This window comes from Variovorax sp. UMC13 (assembly GCF_014170375.1).
Classification (GTDB): Bacteria; Pseudomonadota; Gammaproteobacteria; order Burkholderiales; family Burkholderiaceae_C; genus Variovorax.
Genome location: NZ_LZZW01000016.1, coordinates 99407 through 116107 on the forward strand (window position 1 = coordinate 99407; position 16701 = coordinate 116107).

At 70.6% G+C, this 16701-nt stretch carries 18 protein-coding genes; all 18 read right to left on the bottom strand.

The window, feature by feature from the left end; genetic code table 11:
* Positions 1-10 precede the first annotated feature (10 nt).
* Positions 11-1051, bottom strand: coding sequence for an amino acid ABC transporter substrate-binding protein (locus A9977_RS13650; RefSeq protein WP_183025388.1), 1041 nt, complete (start codon positions 1049-1051; stop codon positions 11-13).
* 48 nt (positions 1052-1099) lie between these two features.
* Complete coding sequence (locus A9977_RS13655; protein WP_183025389.1) at positions 1100-2506, bottom strand: aldehyde dehydrogenase family protein; 1407 nt, start codon at positions 2504-2506, stop codon at positions 1100-1102.
* Positions 2496-3776 carry an FAD-binding oxidoreductase gene (locus tag A9977_RS13660; protein ID WP_183025390.1) on the bottom strand — a complete coding sequence of 427 codons (1281 nt, stop codon included), beginning with the start codon at positions 3774-3776 and terminating at the stop codon, positions 2496-2498. The genes A9977_RS13655 and A9977_RS13660 overlap by 11 nt, the downstream gene beginning before the upstream one ends.
* Positions 3773-4465, bottom strand: a complete 693-nt coding sequence (locus A9977_RS13665; RefSeq protein ID WP_183025391.1) for a haloacid dehalogenase type II — start codon at positions 4463-4465, stop codon at positions 3773-3775. Before A9977_RS13665 ends, A9977_RS13660 begins: the two co-directional genes overlap by 4 nt.
* 81 nt (positions 4466-4546) lie before the next feature.
* Positions 4547-5248 (bottom strand): GntR family transcriptional regulator, encoded by a 702-nt coding sequence (locus A9977_RS13670; RefSeq protein ID WP_183025392.1) that lies wholly within the window; start codon positions 5246-5248, stop codon positions 4547-4549.
* 123 nt (positions 5249-5371) lie between these two features.
* Positions 5372-6901, bottom strand: coding sequence for an aldehyde dehydrogenase family protein (locus tag A9977_RS13675; RefSeq protein ID WP_183025393.1), 1530 nt, complete (start codon positions 6899-6901; stop codon positions 5372-5374).
* 23 nt (positions 6902-6924) lie between these two features.
* Positions 6925-7353, bottom strand: a complete 429-nt coding sequence (locus A9977_RS13680; protein WP_220811763.1) for a cupin domain-containing protein — start codon at positions 7351-7353, stop codon at positions 6925-6927.
* Positions 7350-8096, bottom strand: a complete 747-nt coding sequence (locus A9977_RS13685; protein ID WP_183025394.1) for a ribonuclease activity regulator RraA — start codon at positions 8094-8096, stop codon at positions 7350-7352. The genes A9977_RS13680 and A9977_RS13685 overlap by 4 nt, the downstream gene beginning before the upstream one ends.
* Entirely contained in the window at positions 8093-8815 is a 723-nt protein-coding gene (locus tag A9977_RS13690) for a fumarylacetoacetate hydrolase family protein (protein ID WP_183025395.1), read from the bottom strand. Before A9977_RS13690 ends, A9977_RS13685 begins: the two co-directional genes overlap by 4 nt.
* The gene (locus A9977_RS13695) at positions 8812-9237 is read right to left on the bottom strand and encodes a RidA family protein (RefSeq protein ID WP_183025396.1); all 426 of its coding nucleotides are present in this window, start codon (positions 9235-9237) and stop codon (positions 8812-8814) included. The genes A9977_RS13690 and A9977_RS13695 overlap by 4 nt, the downstream gene beginning before the upstream one ends.
* A 43-nt stretch (positions 9238-9280) precedes the next feature.
* On the bottom strand, positions 9281-10225 hold the full coding sequence (locus tag A9977_RS13700; protein ID WP_220811765.1) for a VOC family protein: 945 nt from the start codon (positions 10223-10225) through the stop codon (positions 9281-9283).
* Positions 10222-10971: an ABC transporter ATP-binding protein gene (locus A9977_RS13705; RefSeq protein WP_183025397.1), complete on the bottom strand. Its 750-nt coding sequence runs from the start codon at positions 10969-10971 to the stop codon at positions 10222-10224. Before A9977_RS13705 ends, A9977_RS13700 begins: the two co-directional genes overlap by 4 nt.
* Complete coding sequence (locus A9977_RS13710; RefSeq protein ID WP_183025398.1) at positions 10958-11749, bottom strand: ABC transporter ATP-binding protein; 792 nt, start codon at positions 11747-11749, stop codon at positions 10958-10960. The genes A9977_RS13705 and A9977_RS13710 overlap by 14 nt, the downstream gene beginning before the upstream one ends.
* On the bottom strand, positions 11746-12600 hold the full coding sequence (locus A9977_RS13715) for a branched-chain amino acid ABC transporter permease (protein ID WP_310936131.1): 855 nt from the start codon (positions 12598-12600) through the stop codon (positions 11746-11748). The genes A9977_RS13710 and A9977_RS13715 overlap by 4 nt, the downstream gene beginning before the upstream one ends.
* Positions 12573-13514 carry a branched-chain amino acid ABC transporter permease gene (locus A9977_RS13720; RefSeq protein WP_183025399.1) on the bottom strand — a complete coding sequence of 314 codons (942 nt, stop codon included), beginning with the start codon at positions 13512-13514 and terminating at the stop codon, positions 12573-12575. The genes A9977_RS13715 and A9977_RS13720 overlap by 28 nt, the downstream gene beginning before the upstream one ends.
* Positions 13511-14671 (bottom strand): ABC transporter substrate-binding protein, encoded by a 1161-nt coding sequence (locus A9977_RS13725; protein ID WP_183025400.1) that lies wholly within the window; start codon positions 14669-14671, stop codon positions 13511-13513. The genes A9977_RS13720 and A9977_RS13725 overlap by 4 nt, the downstream gene beginning before the upstream one ends.
* Positions 14668-15297 carry a RidA family protein gene (locus A9977_RS13730; protein ID WP_183025401.1) on the bottom strand — a complete coding sequence of 210 codons (630 nt, stop codon included), beginning with the start codon at positions 15295-15297 and terminating at the stop codon, positions 14668-14670. The genes A9977_RS13725 and A9977_RS13730 overlap by 4 nt, the downstream gene beginning before the upstream one ends.
* A gap of 52 nt (positions 15298-15349) precedes the next feature.
* On the bottom strand, positions 15350-16627 hold the full coding sequence (locus A9977_RS13735) for a flavin-dependent oxidoreductase (RefSeq protein ID WP_310936132.1): 1278 nt from the start codon (positions 16625-16627) through the stop codon (positions 15350-15352).
* Positions 16628-16701 lie beyond the last annotated feature (74 nt).

Sequence of the window (16701 nt, forward strand, 5' to 3'; positions counted from 1 at the left end):
CGGCTGTCAGTCAGCGCACCGGCGGCGCATAGACCAGGCCGCCCTTGCTCCACAGGTTGTTGGCGCCGCGCGGCAGCTTCAGCACGCTGTTCGGCCCCATGTTGCGCTCGTACATCTCGCCGTAGTTGCCCACGGCCTCGATCGCACGAAGAGCCCACTCCTTGTCGAGGCCCAGCAGCTTGCCCGTGTCTTCGGAGGTGCCGAGGATGCGCTGCACCACCGGTTCGGCGCTGGTGGTCTTGAGCTGCGCCGCGTTGGCGCGCGTGATGCCCGCCTCTTCCGCTTCGATCAGCGCGAAGCCGACCCACTTGACGATGGCCGCGAACTCCTCGTCGCCGCGCCGCACGGCCGGGCCCAGCGGCTCCTTGCTGATCAGCTCCGGCAGGATCACATGGTCGTCGGGGTTGCTGGCCTCGCCGTTGCGCACGCCGGCCAGGCCGGAGATCTCGTGCGTGTAGGCCTGGCATCGGCCGGAGAAATAGGCCTTGTTCGCCGCCTCGCGCGTGTCGAAGACCACCGACTTCAGCGCGCTGCCCGATGCCTTGGAGTAGTCGCTGAGGTTCTTCTCGGTGGTGGTGCCGCCCTGCACGCACACGGTGGCGCCCTTCAGCTGCTTGGCGCTGGTGATCTTGCTCTTCTTCGGCACCATGAAGCCCTGGCCGTCGAAGTAGGTGATGCCGGTGAAGGTGATGCCCAGCGAGGCATCGCGCGCCAGCGTCCAGGTGGTGTTGCGCGACAGCACGTCGATCTCGCCCGACTGCAGCACCGCGAAGCGCTGCGAGGCGTTGAGCGGCACCCACTTGACCTTGGTGGCGTCGCCCAGCAGCGCGGCGGCCACCGAGCGGCACACGTCGACGTCCATCCCGGCCCAGACGCCCTGGCTGTCGGCGGCGGCGAAGCCCGGCACGTTGGGCGCGACGCCGCAGTTGAGGTGGCCGCGCGCCTTGATGGCGTCGATGGTCTTGCCCGCGTGCGCCGGAACCGACGCGAGCGTGGCCAGGCCGAGCAGGGCCAGCGCGGCCGCATTTTTTCTGAGCGATTCGTGGAACATGGTTGTCTCCTGTGGAAGAAGGTTGGAACGGGGTGGGAACGATGCGGGTCAGGCGCTCGCCGGCAGCACGGCCCGGCGGCGGATGGCGGTGAACTTGATGTCGGTCATTGCCAGCACGGATTCGCCCACGCCTTCGCGGCCGATCCCGGTGCCCTTGATGCCACCGAAGGGCATGCTGTCGACGCGCCAGTCGGTGGCGTCGTTGAGCAGCACCGCACCCACCTCGAGCGCATCGGCCGCGTCCAGCGCGACGTCGATGTCCTGCGTGAAGATGGCGGCCTGCAGGCCGTAGGGCTGCGCGTTGGCGATGGCCACCGCTTCGCCGAGGTCGGCGAAGGGCAGCAGGAAGCTGACGGGGCCGAACACCTCTTCGGCCACCGCGGGGTGCTCGGGCGCCAGGCCCTCGAACACGGCCGAGCGGATCTGCCGGCCGTCGCGCTGCCCGCCCGCGAGCAGGCGGCCGTCGCGCGTGGCATGCGCGATGGTCGCCATCACCGCATCGGCATGCGCGTCGTGGATCATGCAGCCGTAGTCGGAGGCCTCGTCCTGCTTCGGCCCGGGTCGAAGCGACTCGGTCGCGGCCACGAAGGCATCGCGAAAGCGCGGGTAGATGTCCCGGTGCACCAGCACGCGCTGCACGTGCAGGCAGTTCTGCCCCGCGGCCCACAGCGCGCCGGAGGCGCAGCGCTGCACGGCGTCGTCGAAGTGGGCATCGGGCATCACGATGGTCGGGCAGTTGCCGCCCAGCTCCATGGCCAGGCGCTTGACGCCGGCCGCGGCCGCCACCGCCTGGCCCGCGGCACGCCCGCCGGTCAGCGACACCATCTGCACCCGCGCATCGGCCACCAGCGCGCGGCCGACCTCGGTGCCGCCCACCAGCACCTGCAGGATCCGCGGCGGCAGGCCGGCCTCCTCGAGCACGGCGGCCAGCGCCAGCGCCGACAGCGGCGTGGCCGGATGCGGCTTGAGCAGCACGGTGTTGCCGGCCGCGATGGCGGGCGCGATCTTGTGGGCCACCAGGTTCAGCGGATCGTTGTAGGGCGTGATCGCGACCACGATGCCCAGCGGCACGCGGCGCGACCAGCCCATGCGGCCGGCACCGCCGGCCTCGCCGTCCAGCGGCACGGTCTCGATGCCCAGGCGCCGCGCCTCCTCGGCGGCCAGCAGCAGCGTGGCGCCGCAGCGCGCGACTTCCAGCCGCGCCTCGCGCAGGGTCTTGATGCCTTCCCGCGCGATGCGCAGGGCGAAGGCCTCGGTACGCTCGGCCACCAGCTGCGCCGCGCGGCGCAGGATCGCGGCCCGGGCGTGCGGCGTCATCGAGCGCGCATCGCCGCGGGCCCGGTGCGCATCGGCCAGCGCGCGCTCGACGGCGTCGGCATCGGCCACCGGCAGCTCGGCGATGAGGCTGCGGTCTTCGGGGTCCCGCACCTGCAGGAAATGGGCTTCAGAGTTCATCGCGGAGCATGTACCAGGCCGTGGCTGCGCCGACGTACGCGCGCCGCAGCCCATGAAAGGGAATCGTCCTCACGGACGTGACGGGGAACGGCAGGGCATCGGCCGCGCCGCCGAGGTGGGCCGCGATCGCGCGCCCCATCGCGGTGGCCATGGCGATGCCGCGGCCGTTGTAGCCCAGCGCGACCAGCAGGCCGGACGCGGGCTCGTGCAGGTGCGGCGTGCGGTCGACCGTCATCGCCACGCGACCGCTCCAGCGGTAGTCGATGGGCTGCGCCGCCAGCGCGGGGAACAGCGCCGCCACGGCCTTGTGCAGGTGCGCATAGTCCGCCGCCGCCGTGGGCTCACCGAACTGGCCGCGGCCGCCGAGGATCAGCCGGTCCTGCGCATCCTTGCGGTAATACAGCACCAGCCGGCGCGTGTCGGACACCGCATGCCGGCCCGGCAGGATCTGCTGCGACAGCGCGGGCGACAGCGGCGCGGTCGCGACCTGGAAGCTGTTGGCCGCGACCACCGATTGCTTCAGGTCCGGAATGAGCCCGTCGGTGTAGCCGTTGGTGGCGATCACGACGCGCGGCGCACGCACGGCACCCGCCGGCGTGCGGACGGTCCACCCGCCGCCTTCGCGCTCGAGCGCCGTGGCGGGCGATCGCGCATGGATGCGCACGCCCAGCGCCGTGGCCACGCGCGCCAGTTCACGCGCATAGGCCAGCGGATGCACCGAGCCGCCGCGCGGATCGAGCAGCGCGCCGGTGTAGCGCGCCGAGCCGATCAGCGCGCGGGTCTGCGCGCCGTCGAGCATGCGCATGTCCACGCCCAGCGCGCGCCATGCGTCGCAGCGGGCTTCCAGATCGGGCAGCGCGGTGTCGCGGTGCGCGGGCTGCAGCCAGCCGGGCCGCAGGGCCTCGCAGTCGAGCGCATGCTTGCGCACCAGATCGAACACCAGGTCGGGCGCGCTGCCGACGAAGCGGATCATGCGATCGGCCACCTCGGCCGGGTACTTCTGCCGCGTGCGCGGCGGGTCGAAGGCGAAGCCCGGGTTGACCTGGCCGCCGTTGCGGCCCGAGGCGCCCCAGCCGACCTCGGCCGCCTCCAGCAGCACCACGCGGGCGCCGGCCTCGGCCGCGTGCAGCGCGGTCGACAGCCCGGTGAAGCCGCCGCCGACGACCACCACGTCGGCCTGCGCCTGCGTGTCCAGCGGCGTGCCGACGGGCGCAGGCGGCGCCGAGGCAGCCCAGGCCGACGGCGGCATGTGCAGCGTCGTCGGGTTCATGCGCCCAGCAACTCCGGCAGCGCACGCAGGTCGGGCAGCTCTTCGTAGGGCTTCCACGCGGCCACGGCCTGCATGCCGCGCCGGTTGATCCACACCGCGCGCACGCCGAGGCCGTGGCAGGCCTGCATGTCCAGGTCCATGCCCATCGCGACGTGCACGGTCTCGCTCCTGTCCACGCCCATCGCGTGGTACGCGTGCTCGAACAGGCGATGGCTGGGCTTGTAGGCGCGCGCCTGTTCGGCCGTGATCACATGGTCGAAGGGCACGCCCAGCAGGCGCAGGTTGTGGGCGATCAGGTCGTTGTCGGAGTTGGTGAAGATCGCGAGCCGATAGCGCGCCTTCAGCCGCGTGAGCGCCGCCACCGTGTCCGGATGGGGGCCCATGGTCTTGATCGACTCGGCCACCTGCTCGACGTCGTCGGCGCTGGCCGCCACGCCATGTTCCTGGAAGGCCGCGGCGAAGCCCTGGCGCAGGATCGACTTGTAGAGCAGGTGGTCCTTCTGCGTCTCGAGCCGACGCGAGTGGCGCGAGAAGGTCGTCAGCAATTCCATCGGCTCGAGGTGCGCCGCATCGCGGCGGGCCAGCACGTCGGCGACCTGCGCGCTCAGCACTTCATACCACTGCACGAGGGTGCCGTAGCAGTCGAAGCTGATGACTTTCGGGGGAGAGGAGGAAAACGCAGGGTGCATGATTTCAGCGGGCGGTCTTTCGCGCCCGAAGGATGTCGATGAAGGGGGTGGAAGGGGTGCTTCTGCCGGCTGCGGTCCCGCTCAGCGAGAGGCGGCGGCGCCGGCGCCGTCGATGCCCTGCGCCTTGACGTCGAGGTAGGCATCCCACGCGTGCCGGCGGAACAGCGCGCCGGCGCGCTCGGGCTCACCCGCGAGCAGCACGTCGAGCATGGGACGGTGCGCCTCGACCAGGCGCGTCGAGGCCCGCGGCTCGTTGTTGGCCGCCACGATCAGCATCTGCAGCTGCGCAGCGACGCGCTCGTACTGCGTGAGCAGGCGACGGTGGCCGGCCGCGGCGATCACGGCCTTGTGGAAGTGGAAGTCGGCCGCGTCGACCTGTTCGTCCGCGGCGCCGGACGCGCAGGCCTGGTCGAGCAGGGAGAAGGCCTGCCGGATCGGCGCGGGGTCGATGCGGCCCTCCATCACGCCGGTGGTCACGACTTCGGCGCCCAGGCCCTCGAGCGCCGCGCGCAGCGTGAACAGCTCCCAGGCGTCTTCCTCGGTCAGGCCCACCACCTCCCACGAGGCATAGGGGCGCTGGGCCACCAGGCCCTCGGTCAGCAGCTTCTGCAGCGCGGAGCGGACCGTGCCGCGCGACACCGCCATCTCGGCCGAAAGACGCATCTCGGTCAGCCGCGCGCCGGGCGGGTACTGGCGCGAGACGAGCGCCTGCCGCAGTTCGTCCGCGGCGCGGTCTTCCAGGCTGCGGCGGTTGAGGGATCGAAGAGGAATCGGTGTGGCCATGCGCCATTATTCAATTGGCGATTCCCGATTGTCAACAATCGTCCAACACGGCAAGACTCAGTGAAAACCCTTGGATGCCGCGAGACGCACCCGGCGCATGGACGCGCGCCGGGTGGGTTTCCGCTACAGCGCGATGCGCTGGTCCCAGGGCGATTCGCCGCCCCAGTTGATGCACACGCTCTGGCGCCGCATGTAGCCCTTCCAGGCGTCGGAGCCCGCGGTGCGGCCGCCGCCGGTTTCCTTCTCGCCGCCGAAGGCCGCGCCGATGTCGGCGCCGGTGGTGCCCATGTTGACCTTGGCGATGCCGCAGTCGCTGCCCTGCGCGGAGAGGAACAGCTCGATGTTGCCCAGGTTCGAGCTGTGGATGCCCGAGGCCAGGCCCTGCGGCACGCCGTTGTGGATCGCGATGGCTTCCTCGAGCGTGTCGTAGGTCATCACGTAGACGATGGGCGCGAAGGTCTCGTGCTGCACGCAGGGCCACTCGGGCTGCGTCTGCGTGATCAGCGTGGGCTCGACGTAGTGGCCCGGCCGGTCGATGCGCCTGCCGCCGTAGACCACCTTGCCGCCCAGGGCCACCGCCTGCGCGATGGCGTCCTCGTAGTGGCCGATGGCCGGTGCGTCGACCAGCGGGCCGATCACGGTGCCGGGCTCGCGCGGGTCGCCGACCTTGATCTGCGCGAAGGACTGCTTGAGCAGCTGCACCAGCGCGTCGGCCACCGTGCGCTGCACGATCACGCGGCGCGTGCTGGTGCAGCGCTGGCCGGTGGTGCCGACCGCGCCGAAGGTGATGCTGCGCGCGGCCAGCTTGAGGTCGGCTGTCTCGTCGACGATGCAGCCGTTGTTGCCCGAGCACTCGAGCATGTAGCGCCGGCCCAGCGCCGCGCCCACGATGTTCGCCACCTTGCGGCCCACGCCGCTCGAGCCGGTGAAGGAGACCAGCGCCACGCGCGGGTCGGCCACCAGGCGCTCGGCCACGGCGTTGTCGTCGGGGATGAAGAGCGTGAACACGCCCTCGAAGCCCAGCTCCTGCATCGCCTGGTTCGAGAGGTGCTGCAGCGCCAGCGCGGTCAGCGGCACCTTGGGGCTGGGCTTCCAGACCACGGTGTTGCCGCCGATGGCCGCGAGGAAACCGTTCTGCGCCCAGACCGCGGCCGGGAAGTTGTAGGCCGAGATCACGCCCACCACGCCCAGCGGCAGCCACTGGTCGTACATGCGGTGCTTGGCGCGCTGCGACTGCTGCGTGAAGCCGTAGAGCATGCGCGACTGGCCGGCCGCAAGCGCCGCCATGTCGATCAGTTCGCGCACTTCGCTGCGGGCTTCCATCAGCGACTTGCCGGTGTCGAGCGCCACCACCGCCGCCAGGCCCTCGTGGTGCTGGGCCGCGAGTTCGCCGATGCGCGCGACCAATTCGCCGCGCCGCGGTGCCGGCACCATGCGCCAGCGCTGGTGCGTGGCCACGGCCGCGGCCATCACGGCCTCGTAGTCCTGCGCGGTGGCGCCGGCCACGCGGGCCGTGACGGTGCCGTCGGCGGGGTTGACCGCCTCGAAGGCCGCGCGGCCCTCGGTAGCGCTCCAGCCGCCGGTGCCGGTGCAGGCGCCGCCGTGGACCGGCTGGATGTGAAATTCGGAAAGGACTTCTTGGGTGTCGAACATGGGAGGACTCTGGATGCGAAGACTCAGGACTTGGACAGGAAACCGCCGATGCTTTCATCGGTGTGGAACACGGGCTTCTCGTGGTAGTGCGGCCCGTCGTAGATCTCGATCAGCACGCTGCGCTCGTGCGCCAGCGTCGGGCCATGGGGATGGTCCTTGGGGTTCATGTAGAAGGAGCCCGCGGTCAGCGTGAGCTGGCTGTCGGTGTACTCGTAGCGGCCTTCGAGGCAGTACATGAACTGGTTGGAAGCATGCGAGTGCTTGACCGGGATGCGCCCGCCCTTCTCGTATTCGAGCAGCGCGATGCTGGCGCCGGTCTCGGCGTTCTTCCACAGGAAGTACTGGCGAAAGCCGTACTCGGGGAAGTCGATCCATTGCGCGGCGTCCAGATCCTGCGTGCGGATCAGCACCTCCAGCGTCTTCATCAGGGCTTCGTTCGGGACCGGGTTCATGGTGTGTGCTCCAGGGGGGGACGGCCGGCCGCGACCCAGCCGTCGTATTCCTTGCGGCTTTCCGGGGTCGCCGGAAACAGTCCGAAGATCGAGCGGCCGCCGGCGATCTGCTGCTCGGCGAAGGCCTCGTACTCGACCGCGTCCAGCGCCTCGGCCGCGACTTCCTCGACCAGGTGCTGCGGGATCACCACCACGCCTTCGCCGTCGCCCACCAGCACGTCGCCGGGGTAGATGGCCACGCCCGCGCAGCCCACCGGGCCGTTGAGCTCGACCGGGTGCATCGCGATGGGCGTGGCCGGCGGCGCCGACTGGCGTTGGTAGGCCGGCAGGCCGGTCTTGCGGATCGCGGGCGTGTCGCGGTAGCCGCCGTCGGTGACCACGCCGGCCACACCGCGCTGGCGCATGCGCGCGGCCATCAGGTCGCCGGCCGCGGCCGAGCGCACGCAGCCGCCGGTGTCGATCACCAGCACATGGTCGACCGGGCACTCCTCCACCGCGCGCCGGTGCAGGTTGTCGTTGCGGCCGTAGTTGGCCATGGTGTCGATGTCCTCGCGCGCCGGCATGAAGCGCAGCGTGTAGGCCGGGCCCACCAGCTGCGGCTGCTCGGGCGAGAGCGGCTGCAGGCCCAGCAGGTAGACGTTGCGAAAGCCCCGCTTGAGCAGAGCGTTCGCCACGTTGGCGCTGCCGACCTGCACCAGCTTGGCCCGGGTGTCGGCGCTCAGGGTGTACTCGGACGTGCTCATGGCTGCGTCCCTTCGGACGGCGGCGTGATGCGCACCTGCAGCGTGCCCAGGCCCGCGACGCTGGCTTCCAGCAGGTCGCCCTCGACCACCGCACCCACGCCTTCGGGCGTGCCGGTGAAGATCAGGTCGCCGGGCGCGAGCGTGAAATAGCGCGACAGCGCGGCGATGATCTCGCGCGTCGACCAGATCAGCTTCGACAGGTCGCTGGCCTGGCGCGGCGCGCCGTTCACGGTGAGCGCGATCGCACCCTGCGTGAGCTCGCCGGTCTGGTCCAGCGGCACGATCGGGCCGACCGGCGCGCAGCGCTCGAAAGTCTTGCCGATCTCCCAGGACTTGCCGCTCTTGCGCATGGCCAGCTGCAGGTCGCGCCGGGTCATGTCGATGCCGATCGCATGGCCGCAGATGTGCGAGGCCGCATCCTCGACGGCGATGTTCGCGCCGCCCTTGCCGATGGCCACCACCAGCTCGACCTCGTGGTGCAGGTTCTGCGTCTGGGGCGGGTACGGCACGGGCACCGCGCCCGTGGGGTTCGACACCACCGTGTCGGTCGGCTTGCAGAAGAAGAAGGGCGGCTCGGCGCGCGGGTCCACGCCCATCTCGAGCGCGTGGTCCGCGTAGTTGCGCCCGACGCAGTAGACGCGCCGCACCGGGAAGGCGCCGCGGCCGCCGGCCACCGGCACCGAGGTGACCGCGGGTGCGGGCAGGACGAAGCCGGTCATGCGCCACCTCCCACCTGCTGGGCCGGGCGGCCGCCTTGATTGAGCACCGCGACCGCCTCGATCTCGACCAGGATCTCGGGCTGTGCCAGCGAACTCACCTCGACCAGCGTGGCGACCGGGAACGCGCCCTGGAAGAACTCGCGGCGCGCGCGCCAGACCTCTTCGCGGTGTTCGATGCGGGTCAGGTACATGTTGATCTTGACCACGTCCTGCATGGACCCGCCGGCGGCGGTGACCAGGTGCTGGATGCGTTCGAAGATCAGCCTGGCCTGCGCGTACTCGCCGCCGCCCGCGGGCGCGAGCTGCTTGTCGCGCGCGGTGAGGCCCGCGATGTAGACCGTGTCGCCCACGCGCAGGCAGTTCGACCAGGTGCCCGGTGCGGGCTCCGTGACCTCGGGGCTGATGATGTGTTGAATGGCCATGTGTGTGTTGTGTGTGGCTCGGTTGCGAAAGGATCCGGGCGGATCACTCGAAGAAATCGGCGGGCGGCTTGGCGCCCCACTGCGTGGTCTGGTCGGCGGTGCCGGCGAAGATGGTGGGCACGTGCGTGCCGTTGACCACGTCGCCGTCGGTGTAGTGCTCGATGCGGAAACCGAAGGGGTCGCGCCAGTAGTCGAAGATCTGGCTGCCCAGCAGGTGCCGGCCCACGCCGCAGTCCAGCGTGTGGCCGCGCTCCAGCAGGAAGTCGTGCGCGGACATCACCGCATCGAGGTCGCTCACTTCGAAGGAGCAGTGGTGCACGCCGGGCCGGTCGGTGCCCAGCACCAGCATGCAGTGGTGGTCGACCAGCGCGTCGCCGTGGTCCACGCGCAGGAAGGTGCCGATGGGTTGCGTCGGGGCGTCGGGAATCGCCAGGTAGTCCGAGGCGATCAGCCCGAAGCGCTGCTGCAGCCAGGCGACCGAGGCCTGGTGGTCGCTCACGTGCAGCACGAAGTGCCCCAGGCGCTTGACCGGCGAGGCCTGGCGCGCGATGCGCACGGCGGTGTTGACCCGCGGCTTGGCCTGCGCCGTGTTGAGCGGGATCGCGTCGCGCACCGGCAGCGGCGCGGCGGGCGCGGCGCCGTGCACCGCATCGATCTCGAAGCCGTCGGGCATGCGCATGCGCACCCGCTGGCCGCCGCCGGGCACGCCGGTCGCGGGCTCGACCGGGCCCGAGCCCGGCAGGGCCGCGAGCCGCTCGAGCGTGGCGGCATCGGCCACGCTGAAGCCCGCGCCCAGGAAGCGGTTGTCGTCTCCCCGCACCGCCTCGTAGACGAAGGGCGCCTCGCCGGTGCCGCGCATGAACAGGCGATGGCCGTCGCTGGCCGTGGCCGGCACCATGCCGAAGTCGCGCAGGAAGCTTTCCATCACGGCCAGGTCGCGGACCTGGTAGCGCACGTAGAGCGCATCGATGGCGTGGTGGGTCGTCATGAAGTCAGTTCCTCGTGGGATGCAGGGGCGGCGTCCGCGCTGGCGGCGTGGCCCAGGATGGACTCGACCAGGTCGCGCCGCGCGCGCGCGGCCTCCGAGGTGCCCGACCAGACCAGCCGGCCCGAATCCAGCACATAGGCGCGGTCGGAGAAGGCCAGCGCCTTCGACAGGTTCTGCTCGACCAGCAGCACCGCGATGCCCTCGCCGCGCAGCTTCTGCAGCGCCTGGTAGCAGATGTCGACGTTCTTGGGCATCAGGCCCAGCGACAGTTCGTCGATCAAGAGCAGCCTGGGCTCGGCCATCAGCGCGCGGCCGATCGCCACCATCTGCTGCTCGCCGCCCGACAGCGTGCGGCCCAGCGAGTCGAAGCGCTCGGCCAGGCGGGGGAACAGGTCGAGCACGCGTTCGATGTTGCGCGCCGTGGCCTCGCGCGGCCGGCTGTAGCCGCCCACCACCAGGTTCTCGCGCACCGTCATGTCGCCGAACAGCTTGCGGCCCTCGGGCGACAGCGCGATGCCTTCGAGCACGCGCTTCTGCGGCGGCAGCGGCGCCAGGTCCTTGCCGTTGAAGTGCACCGTGCCCGACTGCGCGCGCACATGGCCCGCGATGCACTGCAGCGTCGAGGTCTTGCCCGCGCCGTTGGGGCCGATCAGCGCGACCACCTCGGCCGCGTTGACCTGCAGGTTCAGCCCGTGCAGCACCACGGCCGAGCCGTAGCCGCAGGAGAGGTTGTCAATGTTCAGCAAGTGCGGCTCCTTCGCCCAGGTAGGCCTCGATCACGGCCGGGTCGGCCATGACCTCGGCGGCGGGCCCGTCGGCCATCTTCCGGCCGTTGTTCAGCACCACGATGCGCGGACAGATCCGCATCACCTCGGCCAGGTTGTGCTCGATCAGCACGATGGTCACGCCGCCCTGGTTGAGCGAGCGGATCAGGTCGGCCAGGCGCAGCGCCTCGCCGTGGCCCAGCCCGGCCAGCGGCTCGTCCAGCAGCAGCAGTTGTGGCCGCGTGGCCAGCGCGCGCGCCACCTCGAGCCGCTTGAGCACGCCCAGCGGCTGCGCCGTGGGCAGCTTGTCGGCCAGCGCGGCGATGCCCACCATCTCCAGGCAGCGCATGGCTTCGTCGCGCAGCGGGCGGCGGTCCACGGTGGCCAGCGCGCGCCAGGGCGTGCGGGTGATGGCCGAACCGGCCGCGAGCACCACGTTCTCCAGCAGCGTCATGCTGCGGAAGGGCCGCACGATCTGGTGCGACAGCGCGATGCCGCGCTGCGCGCGCCTGGCGGCATTGAGGCCGTTGAGCGTCTCGCCGCGAAAGCGCACCGCGCCCGCGGTCGGATCGACCACGCCGGAGATCAGCCGCAGCAGCGTGGTCTTGCCCGCGCCGTTGGGGCCGAGCAGGCCCAGCAGTTCGCCGTCGCGCACCGCGAAGGACACGCCGTCGACCGCGACGATGCCGCCGAAGCGCACGCCCACGTCGTCGATCACCAGCAGTTCGCCGCCGGCCTTGGCTTGCAGCTTTGCGCTCATGCCGTCCTCCCTCCGCGCAACCGCGCGGCCTGGCGCAGCACCAGCGGGAACAGGCCGCCGGGCACGAAGCGCATCATCATGAACAGCAGCAGGCCGAAGACCAGCAGCTTGTAGTCGTTGATGAAGCGGAACCATTCGGGCATCAGCGTCAGCAGGGTGGCGGCGATCACGCAACCCCAGATCGAGCCCATGCCGCCGATCACCACCATCGCGAGGATCATCACCGACACCGGGAAGCCGAAGGCCTCGGCGCCCACCGTGCCCAGGTAGTAGGCATAGAGGCAACCGGCCACGCCGGCCAGCGCGGTGCCGAGCGCGAAGGCCGCCAGCTTGAAGCGCGGCGTGTCGATGCCCAGGCTACGCGCGGCGATCTCGTCGGCCGCCACGGCCTCGAAGGCATAGCCCAGCCAGCTCTTCTTGACCCAGGCGCAGAACAGGGCCGCGGCCACGGCGCACAGCACCACGAAGTAGGGGAAGAAGTCGCCCAGCGCGGTCTCGGGGATCTGCGAGATGCCGAGCTCGCCGCCCAGCGCGTCGCTGGTGCGCACCACGCCGAGGAACAGGAAGCCCGCCGCCATGGTCGCGATGGCCAGGAAGTCGTCGCGCACCCGCAGGCTGCAGAAGCCCACCACCAGCCCGAAGGCGCCGGCCGCCAGCAGCGCCAGCGGCAGCGTGAACCCGAGGCCGAAGCCGGCCTTGGCCAGCAGGGCCGTGGCGTAGGCACCGACGCCGAAGAAGGCGGCGTGGCCCAGGCTGACTTGGCCGCAGAGGCCGGAGATCAGGTTCAGGCTCAGCGCGAGGATCACGTTGATCGCCACCAAGGTCAGGATGGACGTTTCGTAAGCACCCACTTGGCCGCTCCCTTCAGTTGCAGTGTCTTGGCGAGCCCGCCGGTGGCGCGCGCGGGCCCCGAGAACAGGCCTTCGGGCCTGATCAGCAGCACGCACAGCATGGCCGCGAACGCGATGCTGTCGCGGTCGAGGTAGTTCGAGAGGTAGGTCGCGCCGAAGGCTTCGACCAGGCCCAGCAGCAGCGCCGCGACCAGGGTGCCGCCCATGTTGCCCAGGCCGCCCAGCACGATGATGGCCAGCGCCTTGTAGCTGGGCACCGCGCCCATCGAGGGCTCGACCAGGTTGTTGAGCACGCCCACCATCACGCCCGCGGCGGCGGCGAAGGCCGAGCCGATGGCGAAGTTCAGGTAGCGCACCTGGCGCAGGCTCACGCCGCACGAGGCCGCCATGCGCGGCTCGCTCACGGTCGCGCGCCAGGCCATGCCGATGCGGGTGCGGGTGGCGAACAGCGCCAGCCCGCCCAGCAGCACGCAGGCCATCACCACCACCGCGATCTCGGCGTACTTGATGCGCATGCTGCCCACCTCGATGGCGCCGGCCAGCGGCGGCACGTGGTACGACAGGCCGTGGTCGCCGAACACCAGCCGCAGCAGCTCCTCGATCGCGAGGAACATGCCGACCGAGGCGATCAGCGGCACGTAGGGCGGCTGGTCGAGGATGGGCTCGTAGCACAGGCGGTACATCAGCACGCCGCAGACGGCGACCAGCGCCATCGACAGCACCAGCCCGAGCGCGAAGCTGCCGGTGGCGTTGGTGATCACCAGCCCCAGGTAGCCGCCGAGCGCGAACAGCCCCGCATGCGCGATGTGCAGGATGCGCAGCAGCCCGAACACCATCGCCAGGCCGATCGCGATCAGCGCGTAGACCGCGCCGTTGATCAGCCCCTGCGAGGAGAGGTTGAGGAACAGGCTCATTGCTCGGGCGGCGCCAGCAGCGCGGCGTCGTCGATCACGCCGAAGCGTTCCCACTTGCCGTTGCGCACGATGCTCAGCGGGAAGCTCTTCTTCACTTCGTGCAGCTTGTTGAAGCTGATGCGGCCGATGGCGGTCATCACCTCGGTGCTTTCCAGCGCGGCGCGGATCTTCTCGGGCTCGTCCGATTTGGCCTTGCGGATCGCGGCGGCCAGCGTGGTCACGGCCGCGTGGGTCGAGGTGGCGGCGGCCTCGGCCTTGCTGTTGGTCGCCTTCTCGTAGGCCTTGAGGAAGTCGGCGATCTCGGGCAGCTGCGAGCCCCAGTCGATCACGTTGGTGATGACCGTGCCTTCGGCGGCCTGGCCCGCGATGTCGATGTACTGCTGCGAGCTCAGCGACTCGGCGCCCACCACGTCGGCCGTGATGCCCGCGCTGCGCAGCTGCGCGACCAGCGGGCCGGCGGTGAAGTAGAAGCCGGTGGCGTAGATCACCTCGGGGTTGTCGGCCTTGATGCTCGCGATCAGCGGGCCAAACTGGCGGTCGCTGGGCGCGTACTCATACTCCTTCAACAGCTGCACGCCGAACTTGGGCGCGGCCTCCTTGAAGCCCGCGGCCAGGGTCTTGCCGAAGTCGGTCTTGATGGTCAGCAGCACGGTGCGCTTCTTGCGCAGCACCTCGCCCACCAGCTTGGCCGCGGCCCGGCCCTGCACCTCGCCCACGCTGGTCACGCGGAACATGTAGTTGCCGGTGCGCGTGATCTCGGGCGCGAAGGCGATCGAGGCGATGTAGGGGATCTTGGCCTTCTGGAACACCGGCGCGGCCGCGCGCGAGGGGCCGGAGAAGCCGGCCGACACCACGGCGCGCACGCCGTCACCCACCATGCGGTTGGCGATGGGCACGGCCTGCTCGGGCTTGCCCTGGTCGTCGTAGACCACCAGTTCGAGCGTCTTGCCGTTCAAACCGCCGGCACCGTTGATCTGCTCGACCGCGAGCTTGGCCGCGGCCAGCCCGGCATTGCCGTCGGCCGCGGCGGGGCCGGTGAGGCCGGCCTGGAAGCCGATCTTGGTGGTGGTCTGGGCCAGGGCGCCGCCGACCAGCGCGAGGCCGCACAGCAGGCCGGCCGCGAGGCGGACGAATCGGGGGGTGGAACGCGGGCTCACTTCTTCTCCTCGGGTGCGGCGGACACCAGCGTCGCCGTCGGTTTCAGTTCAACGAAGGTCTCCATCTCCACCGCCACGCCGAAGGGGCCGGCCACGATGCCCTCGGTGGTGCGCGCATGGCGGCCGGCATCGCCGAAGACCGACACGTAGAGCGCCGAGCAGGCGTCGGTCACCTTGGTCTGGTCGGTGAAGTCGGGCTGCGAATAGACCTTGCCGCGCACGTAGACGATGCGCTGGACCTGGTTCAGGTCGCCCAGCACCAGCTTCAGGCGCGCGATCTGCCGCACGCAGGCCAGCTTCGCCGCGACCATCGCGTCGGCCACGCCGACCTGGTCGGGCACCCGGCCCTTGACGAACTGGCCGTCGGGGCGCTGCGGCGCGGCGCTCGACAGGTAGAGCATGTTGCCGACCTTGACCGCATCGACGTAGTTGCCGAAGGCCGGCTTGAGCACTGGCAGCTGGCCGTCGGCGAAGCCGAGCGCGAGCAGCTCGGTCTTCAGGCGCGATTCGATCGTGCTCGCGGGTTGGGCTGCGGGTGGTTGTGGCTGCGCGAAGCCCGACACCGCGCAGGCTGCGAGAAACAGCGCGGCGGTCAGCGAGCGGATCGGCTTGAAGCGTGGAGGCATGGCTGGCTTTCTGAGGTGTGGTAACGGAAAGTGAAGGAACAGCTGCGCGATCTCAGGGCCGCGCGACGCTGTAGGAAGGCCGGTTGTTGAGGCTCTCGACCGCGAAGCCCGCGAGCCGCTTGAAGGCATCGGCACGCTCCTGCAGGTCTTCGGCGCTCAGCACGTCGTGGATGTGGGCGAAGCCGTTGGGCGCGCGCTCCTCGACGATCTCCATGACCAGCTCCGGGCCCAGGGTGCGGTTCTGCAGCGCGATGTCGCGCATCGGCGGCAGGCGCTCGGCCTCGTAGCGCAGCAGGCCTTCCTGCGGCCTGTCGCGCGTGGCGGCCAGGTGGTGCGCCAGCACGCGGCCGTCGACCACCGCCTGCGAGCCGGCCTGCGAACCCACCGGGTGCATCGGGTGCGCCGCGTCGCCCAGCAGCGTGACGCGGCCGAAGGTCCATTGCGGCACCGGATCGCGGTCGACCTTGGGGAACTCGAACACCTCGGCGCCGGCCTTCATCAGCGCAGGCACGTCGAGCCAGTCGAAGGTCCAGGCGTCGAAGGCGCCGGAGAACTTGCTGCGGTCGACCTTCTGGTTCCATTCCTCGCGCGGCGGGCCGTCGCCGCTCTGGCCCAGCTCGGCGATCCAGTTGAGGATCACCGTGCCGTCGGCCTGGTTGCGCATCGGGTAGCACACCAGCTTCTGGTTGCGGTGGCCCGCGATGATCATGGTGCTGCCGCCCAGGAAGGGCGCGGCGCTGACCGCGCTGCGCCACATCAGCTGGCCGCCGTAGCGCAGCGGCTGGTCGGGGTAGAAATGCTTGCGCACCACGGAATGCAGGCCGTCGGCCGCCACCAGCACGTCGCCGCGCACCGGGGGCAGCGCCGCGCCGGTGACGCTGTCCACGAAGTGGGCCGTGACGCCGGTTTCGTCCTGTTCGAAGGACGCCAGCCGGTGGCCGGTGTGGATGCGCCCGGCGCCCAGGCGCGCGCGCGCGGCCTCGAGCAGGATCACCTGCAGCGTGCCGCGGTTGATCGCGTACTGCGGCCAGTGGTAGCCGGCCTCGCGGCCGCGCGGCTCGCTCCAGATGCGCTGGCCGCGCTTGCTGTAGAAGGCCAGCTCCTGGATCGCGACGGCCTGGCTGTCGAGCGCCTCGGCCAGCCCCAGTTCGCTCAGTTCGCGCACCGCGTTCGGCTGCAGGTGGATGCCCAGCCCCATGGCGGCGATCTGCGGCGCCGCTTCGTACACCTGCGCCCCGATGCCCGCGGCATGCAGGCTCAATGCCGCAGACATGCCTCCGATTCCACCCCCGACGACAATCACTTCCATCGACTCGCTCCTCTGGTCCATGAGAAAAAACACTGCTTGATCGGGGACGGATCGTAGAAGCCTTGCGATTTATGACAATTGAATATTGAGCCGCT

Coding starts and splice junctions, on each gene's coding strand:
- A9977_RS13650 (WP_183025388.1), bottom strand. CDS start 1,051: ATGTTCCACGAATCGCTCAGAAAAAATGCGGCCGCGCTGGCCCTGCTC.
- A9977_RS13655 (WP_183025389.1), bottom strand. CDS start 2,506: ATGAACTCTGAAGCCCATTTCCTGCAGGTGCGGGACCCCGAAGACCGC.
- A9977_RS13660 (WP_183025390.1), bottom strand. CDS start 3,776: ATGAACCCGACGACGCTGCACATGCCGCCGTCGGCCTGGGCTGCCTCG.
- A9977_RS13665 (WP_183025391.1), bottom strand. CDS start 4,465: ATGCACCCTGCGTTTTCCTCCTCTCCCCCGAAAGTCATCAGCTTCGAC.
- A9977_RS13670 (WP_183025392.1), bottom strand. CDS start 5,248: ATGGCCACACCGATTCCTCTTCGATCCCTCAACCGCCGCAGCCTGGAA.
- A9977_RS13675 (WP_183025393.1), bottom strand. CDS start 6,901: ATGTTCGACACCCAAGAAGTCCTTTCCGAATTTCACATCCAGCCGGTC.
- A9977_RS13680 (WP_220811763.1), bottom strand. CDS start 7,353: ATGAACCCGGTCCCGAACGAAGCCCTGATGAAGACGCTGGAGGTGCTG.
- A9977_RS13685 (WP_183025394.1), bottom strand. CDS start 8,096: ATGAGCACGTCCGAGTACACCCTGAGCGCCGACACCCGGGCCAAGCTG.
- A9977_RS13690 (WP_183025395.1), bottom strand. CDS start 8,815: ATGACCGGCTTCGTCCTGCCCGCACCCGCGGTCACCTCGGTGCCGGTG.
- A9977_RS13695 (WP_183025396.1), bottom strand. CDS start 9,237: ATGGCCATTCAACACATCATCAGCCCCGAGGTCACGGAGCCCGCACCG.
- A9977_RS13700 (WP_220811765.1), bottom strand. CDS start 10,225: ATGACGACCCACCACGCCATCGATGCGCTCTACGTGCGCTACCAGGTC.
- A9977_RS13710 (WP_183025398.1), bottom strand. CDS start 11,749: ATGAGCGCAAAGCTGCAAGCCAAGGCCGGCGGCGAACTGCTGGTGATC.
- A9977_RS13720 (WP_183025399.1), bottom strand. CDS start 13,514: ATGAGCCTGTTCCTCAACCTCTCCTCGCAGGGGCTGATCAACGGCGCG.
- A9977_RS13730 (WP_183025401.1), bottom strand. CDS start 15,297: ATGCCTCCACGCTTCAAGCCGATCCGCTCGCTGACCGCCGCGCTGTTT.
- A9977_RS13735 (WP_310936132.1), bottom strand. CDS start 16,627: ATGGACCAGAGGAGCGAGTCGATGGAAGTGATTGTCGTCGGGGGTGGA.